At 60.3% G+C, this 15,052-nt stretch carries 9 protein-coding genes and 1 tRNA gene; 4 read left to right on the top strand and 6 right to left on the bottom strand.

Going from position 1 to position 15,052, the window contains the following annotated elements; all coding sequences use genetic code 11:
- Positions 1 to 335: 335 nt before the first annotated feature.
- The 4 genes from ACR0P8_RS06715 to ACR0P8_RS06700 form a co-directional block, all read right to left on the bottom strand.
- A tRNA-Ala gene (locus ACR0P8_RS06715) sits at positions 336 to 408 on the bottom strand.
- A gap of 181 nt (positions 409 to 589) precedes the next feature.
- Positions 590 to 1,276: a DedA family protein gene (locus tag ACR0P8_RS06710; RefSeq protein WP_432624361.1), complete on the bottom strand. Its 687-nt coding sequence runs from the start codon at positions 1,274 to 1,276 to the stop codon at positions 590 to 592.
- A gap of 224 nt (positions 1,277 to 1,500) precedes the next feature.
- A complete protein-coding gene (locus ACR0P8_RS06705; protein WP_432624360.1) occupies positions 1,501 to 3,936 on the bottom strand; it encodes an EAL domain-containing protein in 2,436 nt (811 codons plus the stop codon).
- A 62-nt stretch (positions 3,937 to 3,998) separates the two neighbouring features.
- A complete protein-coding gene (locus tag ACR0P8_RS06700) occupies positions 3,999 to 5,294 on the bottom strand; it encodes a chitinase (RefSeq protein WP_432624359.1) in 1,296 nt (431 codons plus the stop codon).
- A 250-nt stretch (positions 5,295 to 5,544) separates the two neighbouring features.
- Here ACR0P8_RS06700 and ACR0P8_RS06695 point away from each other — a divergent pair, with 250 nt between their 5' ends.
- Both ACR0P8_RS06695 and rsmI read left to right on the top strand, forming a co-directional pair.
- Positions 5,545 to 7,863, top strand: coding sequence for a glycosyltransferase family 2 protein (locus ACR0P8_RS06695; RefSeq protein ID WP_432624358.1), 2,319 nt, complete (start codon positions 5,545 to 5,547; stop codon positions 7,861 to 7,863).
- A 59-nt stretch (positions 7,864 to 7,922) separates the two neighbouring features.
- Positions 7,923 to 8,942, top strand: coding sequence for a 16S rRNA (cytidine(1402)-2'-O)-methyltransferase (gene rsmI, locus ACR0P8_RS06690; protein ID WP_432624357.1), 1,020 nt, complete (start codon positions 7,923 to 7,925; stop codon positions 8,940 to 8,942).
- A 47-nt stretch (positions 8,943 to 8,989) separates the two neighbouring features.
- Here the strand turns inward: rsmI and ACR0P8_RS06685 are convergent, their stop codons facing one another.
- Positions 8,990 to 9,253, bottom strand: coding sequence for a hypothetical protein (locus ACR0P8_RS06685; RefSeq protein ID WP_432624356.1), 264 nt, complete (start codon positions 9,251 to 9,253; stop codon positions 8,990 to 8,992).
- A 161-nt stretch (positions 9,254 to 9,414) separates the two neighbouring features.
- Positions 9,415 to 9,969, bottom strand: coding sequence for a hypothetical protein (locus ACR0P8_RS06680; RefSeq protein WP_432624355.1), 555 nt, complete (start codon positions 9,967 to 9,969; stop codon positions 9,415 to 9,417).
- A 283-nt stretch (positions 9,970 to 10,252) separates the two neighbouring features.
- On the opposite strand from ACR0P8_RS06680, the gene metG reads away from it, so the two are divergent.
- Together metG and ACR0P8_RS06670 are read left to right on the top strand one after the other, a co-directional pair.
- A complete protein-coding gene (gene metG, locus ACR0P8_RS06675) occupies positions 10,253 to 12,115 on the top strand; it encodes a methionine--tRNA ligase (protein ID WP_432624354.1) in 1,863 nt (620 codons plus the stop codon).
- A 615-nt stretch (positions 12,116 to 12,730) separates the two neighbouring features.
- Positions 12,731 to 14,947, top strand: coding sequence for a glycoside hydrolase family 2 protein (locus ACR0P8_RS06670; protein WP_432624353.1), 2,217 nt, complete (start codon positions 12,731 to 12,733; stop codon positions 14,945 to 14,947).
- Positions 14,948 to 15,052 lie beyond the last annotated feature (105 nt).

Raw genomic sequence — 15,052 nt, 5'->3', positions numbered from 1 at the left:
TTTGACGTAAAAGGCCTATTAGGGGTGGTTTAGGGCGGTAAAAATGCAGAAAAACAGGTTTTAACGGGGTCAAAGTTGCTGAAAACGCGAAAATGACCCCGTTAACTGGCGTTTAACGTGGTTGAATGTGACTTTTGGCGTGCGGAGGCTTGGGCGGGTGTTTGGGAACGCAGTGGGGTCTTGCAGTCCGACTTTGCGATGGCGGTGCAGGAATCGGCGGCGTGGGAATCGTTGGAAAATCGCGGAAAACGGAATCGCAAGGAGTCGAAAGAAAAGTAAAAAAAGAAAGCAAAAAGAAACAGCCCGCTGCGGTGGAATGAATGCAGCGGGCTTAGTGGAGCTGACGGTAGTCGAAACCGCGACCTCTTCGATGCGAACGAAGCGCTCTACCAACTGAGCTACAGCCCCGTGGATGTCACCCTGCTCTGCAAGGCAACTCTCAGAATACTAGTACGGAGTGCGGAAAAACGCAATTCCGCACTCCGCGTGTTGCAATCAGCCGACGATTAGCCGACAATCATCCGGCAGCCACCTTGCGATTGCTCGGTAATCGTCTGGCACAGCCACCTTGCGATTACTGGAAAGCAAATCACTCGGCTTCCGTGGTGCTTTCCGGCTTCTTCTTGCCGAACTTGGCCTTGAGCAGGCCGACGATCGTCGGAATCAGTGACAGCACCAGAATCGCGATGATCACCAATTCGAAGTGCTTCTGCACCGCCGGAATGCCACCGAAGAAATAGCCGAGCAGCGTGAACAGCGTGGACCAGCACAGGCCGCCGAGCACGGAGAACGGCGTGAAACGGCTCCAACGCATGCCGGAAATGCCGGAGATGAACGGCATGAACGTGCGGATGAACGGGAAGAAACGTCCCAGGAACACGGCCAGCGGGCCCCACTTCTCAATCATCTTCTCGGTTTTCTCGATGCGCTCCGGGGTCATGGCCTTGACCTTGCCGGATTCGAGGATGCGGCGGCCGAAGAAGTGGCCGATCCAGTAATTGCACTGGTCGCCGATGATTGGCGCGCACCAGACCACCGGCAGCAGAGCGAACAGCGGCAGCGCGGACACGCCGGTCTTCGCGTCGGGAGCGGCGAAGAAGCCGGCCGCGAACAGCAGGGAATCGCCCGGCAGGAACGGGAAGAAGACCACACCGGTCTCGATGAAGACGATGAGGAAGATGAAGCCGAGGGTCGGGGCGACGCCCATCGCGATCCAGCTGGCAATCGCGGTGCGGGGGTCCTTGATGAGGTTGACGAAGAAATTGATGATATTCATGGGTCTCTCTGTGTGATTTTGCGCGCGGACGCGCGGTTCTGCTTATATGGCTCGCTTTTCCATCATTCGTGATTGGTTTGCCACGTAAACCAATCACAGATTACCAACGGGTCTGCGCAGACGACGGGGTGACGCGGCTACGGGTGGCAAATCTGCACAAATCGTCAATCCTTCCGTCATGTCAGGCGGCGGACGATGGCCTGCGTACGGCTGCCGACAAACCGCTATCGGATCAAAGCGGTGCCGGTCGTCTGCAGCCGCATGAGCAGCTCGTTGGCCGTCATCGCCGTGCTGAGCAGGTCGCCCTCGGCCAGCGTACCTCCGATCGAATGCACGAATTCGACCTGGTCGGGCAGCGCCACGCCGTCGAATACCAGCTTGAAGCCGTCGTTGTCCGTCAATTTCACCAGATTGCTCATCAGATGCGCCGCTGTCGGATTCTTGTATTCGCCGACCACGCGTCCGTCAATGTGCGCGAAGGTGATCGGCAGTCGCGAGAACGTGTTCACTTCCGAATACGACGAACCGGTGTGCGTCAGGCCAATGCTCACTTGGTCCATCGCAGCCAGATCGCGGACCGCGTTCTCGAAGCCGTCGTACGGGCTATGCACGGCGTGCGAGCCCAGCTGCAGGCAGAAACGCAGGTGCGGATACCTCGCGCACAGTTCCTTGATATGGTCCGTGAAGCCGGAACGGTTGGTCTCGCCGCCGTTCATGCACAGTCCCACGATGGTGAGCTGCGGCGCGATCTCGCGGAAGCGTTCCATATCCTCCGCGCAGATGTCGAGCGCGGCCTGCGTGAGCTTCGCGCTGATATCCAGTTTGCGGGCCTCGTCCAGCACGAAATGCGGGTTGAAGGTGTGGCCGTGTTCGTCATGCACGCGCACCACGGTGCTGAGCGAATCGATGGAACGGGTGTTGAGGTCGAAGATCGGCCGATACAGCACCGTGATATTGCCGGATTCGATGGCGCTGCGCAACGTTTTGGAGATATCGCCGGTATCGGTTTCGATGACTTCGTCCATGCTGATTTCCGCGGCCACATGGGCGCGCGCATCAGACAGAAGCGGCGCATATCCGGTGACCTCGTTGGAGAACGACATGCTGACCGATATGGATAGGGACACCTCGCCCATGGTGGTGACCATCGGCTCGCTCGCTGTCTCGCGCATGGTCGTGGCCAGCCGCTCGATATCCTCATGAGACGGCTCGTCGGCGATGACCAAAGCGAATTCGTCGCCATTGACACGGTAGAACGCTGATTGCGGCGGACGTACGTTCTGAAGACGATCGGCCACGCAACGCAGGGCCGCATTGCCGATTTTGCGGCCATACTGCGTGTTGAGTCCGCGCAGATGCTCGACCTCCAGATAGATGATGGCCACATGGTTGTGCACGTTCTCCGTCTGCAGGCTTTCCAAATGCGCCAGGAACGCCTGATACGTCAACGCTCCGGTCAACGCATCTGTCTCCGATTCCGTACGCAGCACCGACACTTCGTTGTTGACACGCAGCGCTTCGGTGAGTATTTCGCCGGCTGTCTGCAATACCTCCATATCGACCGGCAGGAACGGACGATTCCACAATCCGCGTTCGAAAGCGATATAGAAATGCTGCGAACCATTGTCGATGCGTTGCGAATACCGATACGCATGCCACGGCTTGTCCAATTCGCAACTATCGCTGATGAAGCAGCGCAGCCGCTTCTGCGCACGGTTGATGCGACGCGTTACCGTCTGCTCCGGATTCACGTTCGGCAAAGGCAAGGCATCGGTGACCAGCGCCAGACTGGACAATGCCATACGGGAGCGCGTCAGACGCGACAGAATGTCGAAAGCCAATAGGACGAGCGAGTACAGGCAGATTGCCAGCAGGAACATCGACAGCGTGGAAGCGGGGTCGTCGGCCGTATGGGTGAAGCGGATGAGTTCCGGCACCCAGACGATCGCCAGCAGATCGGCGACGGTTGCGCCAAGGATGCGCGAGAGCGAATATTCGCGTATCGCCTTGCGCAACGGCAGTCCGGCGAACAGGAAGATGATGAGGTCGCATACCAGGCGGATGCATGGTGCGGCGACCATCACAATCACGAATGGGATGATCCAATGCCTGACCGAATACGGGCTGAGCCACGTGTAATTGGTATGCGGATTGACGATCAGGGACAGCATGCGCGGATCGTCCCGGAACAATGGCCTGATCAATAGCAGCAACGCCAGTTCCGAGCACGCGTGCAGCAAGCCGACGAGTACGTTGCGCGCCCTGATGCAGGCCGACAGCGTGATGATGATGACCAGCATGGCCAGCAGGTCGCTGTAGTAGCCGGTGATGAGCAGCGCGACGAAAATCAGCGGCAGCGCAGTGTGTCCGGCGGCCAAAGGAATCGGGCTGCGTCGCTTGCTGTACACGAGGCATACGGCGATGCCGACAAGCCACACGATGACGGTCACCGGGTCCTTCCTAATCGCGAGGACGCTCTCATGCATGTAGACGATGACGGTGAGCGCCAGCGCTCCGGCGCAGATGACGCCGAGGATGAGCCTGAGCCGTTTGACGTTCCAATTGGCAGGCAGATCCAGACGATTCGGATCGACTGCGTCTGCGGAGGCGTACCTCGTTCTGCCGTGCGCGCTCCGGGCGCCGGAATGAATTGCTGCCATGATGTATCCTTCCGCTCTCGCTTCCCGCTTGGTCCTTGCTTTTGTCTTGCCCATCCGTCCGGCTACAGCACCGGTCCGATGATGCGCCATTGCGCGTCCACGCCGTTCTCGGCGCTGTCGGGCTGCTCGTTCTCGCTGGGTCCAAGGGCTTCGTAGATGTTGCCGTTCCAGATCACCTTGTCACCGCGCCTGTATTGCGTGCCGGCGCTCCAGGTCGGGTAACTCTGGGTGCTGGACTTCGAGGAATCCATCTTGGAGATGTCGAAGTCGACGATGGAACCGGGTGTTCCGGTCAGTCCGGAGCCGAGCATGGTGGCGTATTCGCCGTCGGTCTGCTTCGCGCCGCTGCAGAACGTTTTGATGGTATTGGTGTTCGTATAGTTCTCACCGCATTGCTTGTCTCGATTCAGCGACCACATACTGAGGCGTCCGAGACTGGTTTCCAACGCGAACGAATTGACGTGCTGCGCGTCGTCAAGCGTGAAGAACTCGTTTTTGGTGTCGTTCTGGCCGATAAGCACGGTGGCTCCCATCAATTCCCATATCTGATGGTCGCTGAACAGCTTGCCTCGTTGGTACAGCATCGTCTTGTACTGCGCGTGCGCCGCGTTCAACGATTCCTTAATCAGCGACGACTGGTCCTCCGTGGTGGACGGCACATTGAAATCCATTGTCATCAGATTCACGGAAGCCAGCGAAACTCCGGAATCGAAGAAGGCGGAAATCGTCTCCATACCGGGCTTCGTCATGCCATGACGATCCGCGGGAATCGTCAGGCTTACGGCAAGGTCCTCGTTCTTCTCCTTCGCGTGCTCGACCAACTTCGCCACAGCCTGCGCCCGCCGTGTGGCGGCATCGCTGTAACCGTCGAGATTCGACTCCTCGATATCGAAATCGATGGACGTGATGTGGTACCGGTCGATGACCTGCTGGTATGCGTTGGCCAACGCGTCCACGTCGGCGCAGGTGCTGGCCAGCTCCTTGCCCGACTGCCCGCCGAAGCTGACGGTGATCGTGCGGCCGGTCTTGTAGACCTGCGCCACGCGGCTGTCGAGATCGAGATCATGGGCCGCCGAATCGAGCGAATAATAGCCGCCCCAGGACGGCTTGCATCCGTCGCCGGTGATGAACGACAGAATCTCGTTCTGATAGACGGTGCCGACGTTCGATTCGAATTCGTATTGCGGTGTGGCCGTCACGTCCACGTAGCCGCCGAACCACGGCGCCGGCATCTTCTTCGCCGCGGTGCGCGTGAATGTCAGCCACATCCATGTGCCGCCGACGATCAGCGTGACGCACAGCAACGCCACGAACAGGCGGAAGAACGAGAATCGCTTTCCTGGGAACAGCGGTTTCATCGATTCCTCCCTTCTTGGGGTGTGAAACCGTACGTATGGCGGCTTCCTCGCTACATGCCCGTTGCCGTGTTGCTGCAATTTTCATGAAACAAATACGGCAATATTTGCAGTCTGCAACATGGTGCGATATGTTGCAGAAAATTTGCAGTACAGTTACTCAGTGTAATACTGGATGACCATGATCGACGGGGTAGTCGTGATTGCGTGACTACCTCTTGGGAATATTCCAGAAAGATATAAGGGGGTAGGCGTGGCCAAAGAGCATGAGGAGCGCAATGTCCGCCACCACCAGTGGGGCGCGGAGACCACCACACAGCCGTTGGCCATCATGCACGAGAAGCCGAAACCGTCGCGTATCGTGCTTGGCTACGTGGCGATCGTCTTCACTGTGATCGCATGGCTGGTCTACATGATCACCATGATTCTGACGCTGTTCGTCTACAACGACCACGTCACCCTGCGGTTCGTGATCGAAGGCGTGCTGTACCTGGGTATCGTCACCACGCTGATTTTCAGCGCGATGGTCTATCTGGTGACGCGTCAAGGCGCGTTGCACCGTTTCCTGCAACACGAACGCGTGCCGCGGGCGATGCTGGACGAGCATTTCTCGCACGATTACGACAAAGGCATCACCGTGCTGATTCCCTCGTATGTGGAGCAGCCGAAGGTGGTGGAGAAGACGATTTGGTCAGCCGCGCTGCAGGAATTCCCCGATGAGGCGGTGGTGCTGCTCATCGACGATCCGCCGCATCCGAAAACCGACGAGAACCGTGCGATCCTGCAGGCTTGCCGCGGACTCGTCCCGAAAATCATGCGTGAACTGTCCGAGCCATCGCATCGCTTCGAGCAGACGCGGCAACGCGTGCGCGCCGAACTCGCCGACCAAACGTATGTGCGGCGCAGCATCGTCACCCAATGCGCGGAGGACTATCGGTACGCCGCCGCCTGGCTTGAACGCAAGGCCGACGCGTGGGTCATCGAGGACCATACCGATGATTTCTTCCGCGACCAGGTGCTGCTCGCCTTGGCACGCGACCTGCGATTGACGGAGCAGGCGCTCAACGAGGCAACCATGCTGCAGCAGCAGATCAAGCCGGAACGCATCGTGCAACTGTACAACCGGCTGGTATGGATCTTCACCGTCAAAGGATGGTCGTTCGAACGCAAGCAGTACGCGTCGACGTCCACCGAAGGCAACAAGGCCATGAACCTCAATTCCTTCATCGGTTTGATGGGGCACCGCATCAAACGCGAGGAGACTGCCGATGGCGTGTTCCTGCGTGACGCGCGCGAGGGGGAGTCGCCGGACTTCGTCATGCGCGATTCCGAATATGTGCTGACGCTCGATGCCGATTCCATGCTGCTGCGCGACTACTGCCTGCGACTCGTCTACCAGCTTGAACAGCCCGGCAACGAGCGGGTGGCCGTCATCCAGACGCCGTACTCGTCCTACCGAGGTGCGCCGACGCGCATCGAACGCATCGCCGCGGCCACCACCGACATCCAGCACGTGCTGCATCAGGGCATGACGTATTACGACGCGACTTTCTGGGTGGGTGCGAACGCCGTGATCCGCAAGGCCGCGCTGGGCGACATCTGCGTGGTATCCACGGAAGGTCCACGCACCATCCGCACCTACATCCAGGACCGTACGGTCATCGAGGACACCGAATCGAGCGTGGACCTGGGCTACTACGGCTGGCATCTGGTGAATTATCCGGAACGACTGAGCTACAGCTCGACCCCGCCGGACTTCGGATCGCTGGTGGTGCAGCGGCGGCGTTGGGCGAACGGCGGCCTGCTGATCATCGGCAAATTCTTCCGCATCGTCAAAGCCAGACGCGCGCAAGGCAACCCGGTGAAACTGGGGGAGTGGTGCCTGCGCGTGAACTACATGGCGTCGATCGCATGGTCGAGCTTCGGTCTGATGTTCCTGCTCGCCTATCCGTTCGACCAACGGCTGCTGAGCCCATGGGTGGTGGCCGCGTCGTTGCCGTACTTCCTGACCATGTCCTCCGATTTGAAGCGCAACGGATACAAGCGGTCGGACATCCTGCGCATCTACGGATTCAACATCGTGCTGCTGACCGTGAATCTGGCGGGCACGCTGAAATCGATCCAGCAAGGCATGACCAATACGAAGATTCCGTTCGCCCGCACACCGAAAGTCAACGACCGCACCGCCTCGCCGCCGCTGTATGTGGCGATGCCATGGGGCATCATCATCTTCTCCGCACTGGTGTTCTACGCGGACACGCTGTCCGGCAACTGGGGCAACGCCATCTTCGCCGGATTCAACGCGACCGTCACGACATGGGCGCTGCTGTCGTACATCGGCTTCTGGCATTCGCTGGAGGATATGTTCGTCGGCTGGCTGCGCTGGTTCTTCGTGCCGGCCGATACGCCTCATCTGTGGGAGCGAATCACCGCGTGGCGGGCGAACCGCCGTGCGGCGCATGACCGGGCGAACGGCGTGCGTGCCGGAACCTTGCCCGACCGGCACGAATCCTGGCGTGACACCCTCTATTACGGCGACCGCCAGATGGTGCACGAGTCCCGTCCGATCTGACCATGCGTTCCGAGGCTTCGTCCGGCTTTCGTCGGCAGTGCGGTGCGATACTGGGAGATATGGAAAGCACAAGCGAACATATTGTTGAGAGCGCGCAGCCAGCCCTGCCAGCCGAAGATGCCGACTCCGCCGCACGGCTCGCGAAAGCGACGGAACGCGCCGAATTCGGACTTGACGGACTGGTGTCGGACGTCGACATCCCACGCGGAACGGTCGTACTTGCGGCCACGCCGATCGGTAACACGGCCGACGCCTCCGCCCGGCTGATCGCGCTGATGGAAGGAGCCGACATCGTCGCGGCCGAGGATACGCGCCGCCTGTACGCGCTCGCCAATCGTCTTGGCATCCGCGTGCCCGGACGCGTGGTGGCCTACCACGACCACAACGAGCGTGACAAGGCCGACGGTCTGCTCGACCAAGTGGAACAAGGCGCGACCGTGCTCGTCGTATCCGACGCGGGCATGCCCACCATCAACGATCCGGGACTGGCCATCGTCCGCCGGGCCATCGACCGTGGGCTGCCGGTCACCTGCGCCCCCGGCCCGTCCGCGGTGCTCGACGCGCTCTGCCTGTCCGGCCTGCCGACCGACCGATTCTGCTACGAAGGATTCCTGCCACGCAAGCACAGCGAACGTGTGCAGCATCTGCGCGCGCTCAAATCGGAACGTCGTACCATCGTTTTCTACGAAACCCTGCACCGCATCGACGAGTCCATGGCGGACCTGCTCGACGTGCTCGGCCCGAATCGCAAAATGGCGCTGTGCCGCGAACTGACCAAGGACTACGAGCAGATCCGCCGCGGAACCATCGCCGAAATCCGCCAAAGCGTCACCGACGATCCGCCACGCGGCGAAATGGTGCTGGTCATCGCCGGCGCCTCCGAGGAGGAAGCCGACGCGGCCGCTCCGGCAACGCTGTCCATCGAGGATTTGGCGGTGCTGGCCGTGGATCGCGCGCAAGAGGACAATCTGCGCATCAAGGACGCGATCTCGCAGGTCGTCGCCGAACACCCGCTGTCCGATGGTTCGCTTGCCAACCGCAAGCAGGTCTACAACGCCGTGCTTGCGATGAAGGGCTAGAGCAAAGGGTAGAGCAAAGGGTTAAAGCGAAAGACTAGAACGAAAGGTTAGTTTTCGCACGATTCGAGCGCATCCAGCGATTCCAGCAGTATCCGTAGCGCCTCGGGCACGCCCGGTCCGCCGACCTGCGCCAGGTATTCCAGCATCGCCGGTGTCGCCGAGGGATTGGCGACCAGCCACTTGCGCAGCTTTGGCGCGTGCTCCGCGATATGCCATAGCACGTCCTGCGCGGTGTCGGCGCTGCACGCCACCAATGGCGTCAGTTCAATCGGCGGCGCGGGTGGCTCGACCAGCGCCTTCGGACGTGGCATCGGCTGATATTTCGGCGGCGAACGTCGTGCCGCATGCCGCGCTTTCCCTGCTTTGCGAGCCTTGTGCGCCTTGCGTGATTTCCGTTTTCCGCATGTGTCTTCTCTGCGTGTGTTTTCTCTGCGCGCATTCTCCGGTGAATGGCGTGCCCGCCGCATAATCGTCATAGCTTTCCTTCAATCGTCCGGAAGAAATTACGTGCCCAAGGCGCGTTGCGGATGTGCGTGGCCTCGCGCATGATCTGCAGACAGTCTTCGGGGCGGAACCGGAATTCCTGCATGAGCATGCAGACGAGTTCCATGGCCGACGGCAACGTTTCCGGAGTGCAGTTCATGGCCAGATCGCAGGCGGTGCGCGGCGGTGTGGTGACGGTGATCGGGCCGACGGCGATGACATGGCTGTCGGGTGCCTTGCGATTAAACACGCTGATCTTCCGGCCGTATCGCAATGCGCGGCAATGCGCCTTCGCGATGATGTCGATGGTTTCGGGGAACAGTCCGCCCAACCATACCCAGGCTGCGGTGCCCGCGCATGCCACTGATCGGCTTGGCAGCAACGTCGCGATGATGCTGGCGCGGCCATACAGCGTGCGCGAATCGTGGTACGTGTAGGCGTTCTCGTTGTCCAGTTTGCATAGCGCGCCCATGGAATGCAGGGCATTCAGGCAAAGTGGTCCGGGCAGGTCGGCGCCGCCTAATAAGGGTGGTGATGAATCCATGTCGGTACCGTAACGGATTTCAAAGCGCCGTTCCACCGCTTCGTACGAAACGGTGGAAATGTGGATAAGTATTGTTTCGTGATGCAACATTGTGGATAACCGTCGGCCGCTGCCGATGTTGGCCGCGCTGGCCGTCGTCCGTATTTCGTATATCCATATATTCGCTATATCCGCCATATGCGCGCGCCCGCGCAACCGTCCGAACGGGGTGCGTCCGACGGCACTTCCGTCTATCGGAATACGCCGAAAACGTGGGATATGGCGCTTTGTATAATCGGTCACCATGAGTCATATTTTGGTGAATGTTGCATGGCCGTACGCGAACGGCCCGCGTCACATCGGCCACGTCGCCGGTTTCGGCGTTCCGTCCGACGTGTACGCACGATACGAACGTATGAAGGGCAATGACGTGCTGATGGTCTCGGGTACCGACGAGCACGGCACCCCGATCCTGGTGGAGGCGGACAAGGAGGGCGTGAGCGCTCAGGAGCTCGCCAACCGCTACAACCGCGTGATCGCCAAGGATCTGTGTGATTTGGGTCTGAGCTACGACCTGTTCACGCGCACCACCACCGGCAACCACGAGAAAGTCGTGCAGGAACTGTTCACGCAGTGCCTGAAGAACGGCTATATCTACAAGGGCACCCAGAAGGTCGCCATCTCCCCGTCCACCGGCCGCACCCTGCCGGACCGTTACATCGAAGGCACCTGCCCGATTTGCGGCGCCGACGGCGCCCGCGGCGACCAGTGCGACGCCTGCGGCAACGAACTCGACCCGGATGAGCTGCTCAATCCGGTCTCCAAGATCAACGGCGAAACCCCGCGCTTCGAGGAGACTGAGCACTTCTTCCTCGACCTGCCCGCGCTCGCTGAGGCGAATCTGGCGTGGCTCAAGACCCGCGAAGGCTGGCGTACCAACGTCATCAACTTCTCCATCGGCCTGTTCAAGGAAGTCAAGCCGCGTGCCATCACGCGCGATATCGACTGGGGCATTCCGGTGCCGGTCAAGGGCTGGATCGACAACCCGAACAAGAAGCTGTACGTGTGGTTCGACGCCGTGATCGGCTATCTGTCCGCATCCATCGAATGGGCTCGCCGCAAGGGCGATCCGGAGGCATGGCGCGCCTGGTGGAACGATCCGTCCACCCCGGGCTACTACTTCATGGGCAAGGACAACATCACGTTCCACTCCCAGATCTGGCCTTCCGAGATGCTGGCCTACAACGGCCAGGGCTCCAAGGGCGGCGAGACCGGCAAGCTCGGCCCGCTGAACATGCCGGAGCAGGTCGTGGCCAGCGAGTTCATGACCATGGAAGGCAAGAAGTTCTCGTCCTCCCGCGGCATCGTCATCTACGTGAAGGACATTCTGGCACGCTACCCGGTTGACGCCGTGCGCTACTACATCTCCGTGGCCGGTCCGGAAAGCTCCGATTCCGACTTCACGTGGGCCGAGTTCGTGCGCCACAACAACGAGGAGCTCGCCGCGTCCTGGGGCAACCTGGTCAACCGCGTGGCCAACCTCATCAACAAGAACTTCGGTGAGATTCCGGCGTTCGACGAGGCGTCCGCCACCGACGAGGACCGCGCCCTGCTGGCCGAAACCAAGGCCGCGTTCGACACTGTTGGTGGCCTCATCGAGAACCATCGCCAGAAGAACGCGCTGTCCGAAGCGATGCGCGTGGTCGGCGACATCAACAAGTACATCTCCGCCACCGAACCGTGGAAGATCAAGGACAATCCGGCCCGCCTCGGCACTGTGTTGCACACCGCCGCACAGGCTGTGTCCGACGCCAACCATCTGCTGGCCCCGTTCTTGCCGCATTCCGCGCAGAAGGTGTGGGAGGCCCTTGGCGGAACCGGCGTGTTCTCGCCGCTGCCGCACATTGAGGAGGTCGAGGACCTCGACAAGCCGGGCTTCACTTATCCGATCATCACCGGCGACTACGAGCTCGGCAAGACCGTGCACCCGTGGCAGTCCGAGCCGATCGTGGCCGGAACTCCGGTGCCGAAGCCGCATCCGATCTTTGCGAAGATCCCTCCGGAGGCCGTCGAGGAGGAGCTCGCTCGCTTCGACGCCGAGCTGAAGGCCCGCAAGGAAGCTGAAGCAGCCCGTCTCGCCGCGGAAAAGGCGAAGCTGGAAGGCTGATCTGAGCCGTTCAGGCCAATTGTTCATGTGAAGGCACCTGTCCGTCCGCCGGGCAGGTGCCTTTTCGATATTTTTGGGAACTTTCCCGCGCTTTCGACGCTGCCGAGAGTGCTTTTCGGGGTTCTTTCCTGCGTTCCCGACGTTTGTTTACCCCCTTATATGTGTCACGATTTCGATTTTGGGGCGAAATTTCGAATCGTGACACATCGTGAATACGAAAAATACCCCCGTACCTTCTTTTTTCCTCCTTTCTTACCTAAAAAAGACGGCTAGGGGGTATTTGTCGCTTTGTGAATGTGTCACGATTCGAAAAAATCGCCAAAATTTTGGATTGTGACACATTGCAATGTGCTATGACGTGCGATGTGGCACGTGGTGACGTGTTGTGACGTGCGATGTGACGCGTGGTGACGTGCGATGACAATGCGTCGTGATGTGTGTTGCGACGTATTGGTAGCTGAGAATCGTCTTCGAATCGCGATTCCAATACGACGGGCGACGTGTGGCGGGCGGTCGTCTGCGGAATTCCCGACACCGCGGAATTCCCGGCATGTGGCGCGCCGCCGTTTACAATGGAACGGCGAGAGCATGCAAGGCTGCAGGAAGGGACGCTCCATGCTGGATATCAAACGCGTATTGAAGGCCGCTCCGACGAAAATGCGATCCCGGGAGCCGTTACGGCAGCTATGGACGCCGTGGGGTGAACGGATCGAACACGAGTGGCTGTCCGCGCGCGCCGGCAACAAGGCATTCACTCCAGCCGAAGAAGGGGAGCGCAAGCTGGCCGAAGGACGTACGCCGATTCTCGACCAGCATCCAAGGCCGGACATGGTGCGCAGTAATCACACCATGCTCAACGGTCTGTGGGATTACGCGATCGTGTCCATTCCGGAAGACGAGAACGCTTCGAAACGGCGTAAAACCGCGGCGATGCTCGCCCGCGACGAAGCGGTGCGGGCGGTGAGGGAAGCCGCCATTCCGCAAACCTTCGACGGCAAGATCCTCGTGCCGTTCTCGCCGGAATCCGCGCTTTCCGGCGTGCATCAGACTATTTATCCGGACAATCTCATGTGGTACCGCACCGTCGTGCACCCCGTCACGCTCGGTGACGAGGAGGCGGTCCGGCAGATCGGCGACGCGAACCGCCTGATTCTGCATTTCGAGGCGGTCGATTATATCTGCGCCTGCTATATCAACGGCCAGCTCGCCGGCACGCACGTCGGCGGTTATCTGCCGTTCGATGTCGATATTTCCGCGTTCATCGATTCCGACGATGCTTTCGAAATCGCATTGTGCGTGTACGACCCCAACGATTCCGGCACGCAGCCGCGCGGCAAACAGAAAATCGAACGCGAAGGCATCTGGTACACCGCGCAAAGCGGCATCTGGCAAAGCGTCTGGATGGAGATCGTGCCGGATGCCTACCTGCGTACGCTCACGTTGAAGGGCGCCGCCGACGGAAAACTGTTCATCCGCGCGGAAATCGGCGGCGACAAGCCGAATGCGAAGCTGCGCATCGTCGTGACCGATCCCGCGGACGGCACGGTGGTGGCGGATGAGACGATGCCCGCCGGAACCCGCAAGCTCCGTACGGAAATCCGGACGACGGCGGAGCATCTGTGGTCGCCGACCGACCCGCATCTGTATGACGTGACCGCGACGCTGCTGGCTGGCCCGACAGTGAAGCCGGCTGTGAAACCGATCGCGGAATCGGCTGTGGAACAATCCGTGAAACAGCCTTCGGAACCGCCGCAAACCCCTTCGGAAGCCGCCGAAACCCTTGCGAAACCGCCGTTCGCGGATGTCGTGAAATCCTACTGCGCGTTTCGTTCCGTCGAAGTGAAGCCCGATATGAAAGGCGTCGCCCGATTCCATCTCAATGGCAAGCCGCTGTTCATCAAAGGCGTGCTTGACCAGGGGTACTGGCCCGACGGACTGATGACCGCGCCCGACGACGAGGCGCTGATTTATGACATCGAATCCATGAAAAAGGCCGGTTTCAATATGCTGCGCAAGCATATCAAGGTCGAATCGTCGCGCTGGTACTACCATTGCGACCGACTCGGCATGCTTGTATGGCAGGACGCGGTGTCCGGCGGCGGCGTGGACGGCGAGTACAACGCGTGGGCCACGAATCGCAAGCCGACGCTGGTCCGCTCCACCTGGAACAAGTTCCGCGACGACACGGCCAAGCATTTCACGGCGCTCGGCGCGGACGATCCGATCTACCGGCGCGACTGGTCGCGTATGTGCGACGCGATGGTGCACATGCTCGGCGGGCACCCCTCGATCGTGACGTGGACACTGTTCAACGAAGGATGGGGCCAATTCGACGCATGCGACGCGGCCGAACGCATCCACGCCCTCGACCCGACGCGTCCGATCGACGCGACCAGCGGATGGTACGACCAGCGTTGCGGCGACTTCCACAGCGTGCACAACTACTTCCGTCCGCTGGAAATCTATCCGGACAAGGGTCCGTTGCGCGGATACGTGGCCGAATTCGAGAAACGGCATCGCCGCAACCGCAGAGCCGCGAATTACACGGTGCTGCCGGTGGCGCGGCATGGTGCGCGCGCGTTCGTGATTTCGGAATTCGGCGGCTTGGCGCAGCTTGTGCCGGAACATGCGGAGGTTTCCCGCGCCTACGGTTACGGCGAATACGATTCGATTGACGATTGGCGTGCGGCGGTGCGTTCCGCGCTCGCTTCCGCGGCCGCGTTGGAGGCCCGCGGGCTGGCGGGATACGTGTACACGCAGGTTTCCGATGTGGAGGAGGAGCTCAACGGTCTGCTGACATACGACCGGCGGGTCAACAAATTCGTCGGATGAGGCGCGGATGCGTGGTTTTTCGCGCCATCGTGACATTTCCGTCACGTGATTTTCAGGGAATTGACAGGAACACGCATCATTCCTCCAAGGGTTGGGCGGTTATAT

Source organism: Bifidobacterium sp., assembly GCF_050874245.1.
GTDB lineage: Bacteria > Actinomycetota > Actinomycetes > Actinomycetales > Bifidobacteriaceae > Bifidobacterium.
This window is presented reverse-complemented; position numbering and strand designations above follow the sequence as displayed.

Coding starts and splice junctions, on each gene's coding strand:
- ACR0P8_RS06685 (WP_432624356.1), bottom strand. CDS start 9,253: ATGCCACGTCCGAAGGCGCTGGTCGAGCCACCCGCGCCGCCGATTGAA.
- rsmI (WP_432624357.1), top strand. CDS start 7,923: ATGGAAAGCACAAGCGAACATATTGTTGAGAGCGCGCAGCCAGCCCTG.
- ACR0P8_RS06680 (WP_432624355.1), bottom strand. CDS start 9,969: ATGGATTCATCACCACCCTTATTAGGCGGCGCCGACCTGCCCGGACCA.
- ACR0P8_RS06700 (WP_432624359.1), bottom strand. CDS start 5,294: ATGAAACCGCTGTTCCCAGGAAAGCGATTCTCGTTCTTCCGCCTGTTC.
- ACR0P8_RS06710 (WP_432624361.1), bottom strand. CDS start 1,276: ATGAATATCATCAATTTCTTCGTCAACCTCATCAAGGACCCCCGCACC.
- ACR0P8_RS06670 (WP_432624353.1), top strand. CDS start 12,731: ATGCTGGATATCAAACGCGTATTGAAGGCCGCTCCGACGAAAATGCGA.
- ACR0P8_RS06705 (WP_432624360.1), bottom strand. CDS start 3,936: ATGGCAGCAATTCATTCCGGCGCCCGGAGCGCGCACGGCAGAACGAGG.
- metG (WP_432624354.1), top strand. CDS start 10,253: ATGAGTCATATTTTGGTGAATGTTGCATGGCCGTACGCGAACGGCCCG.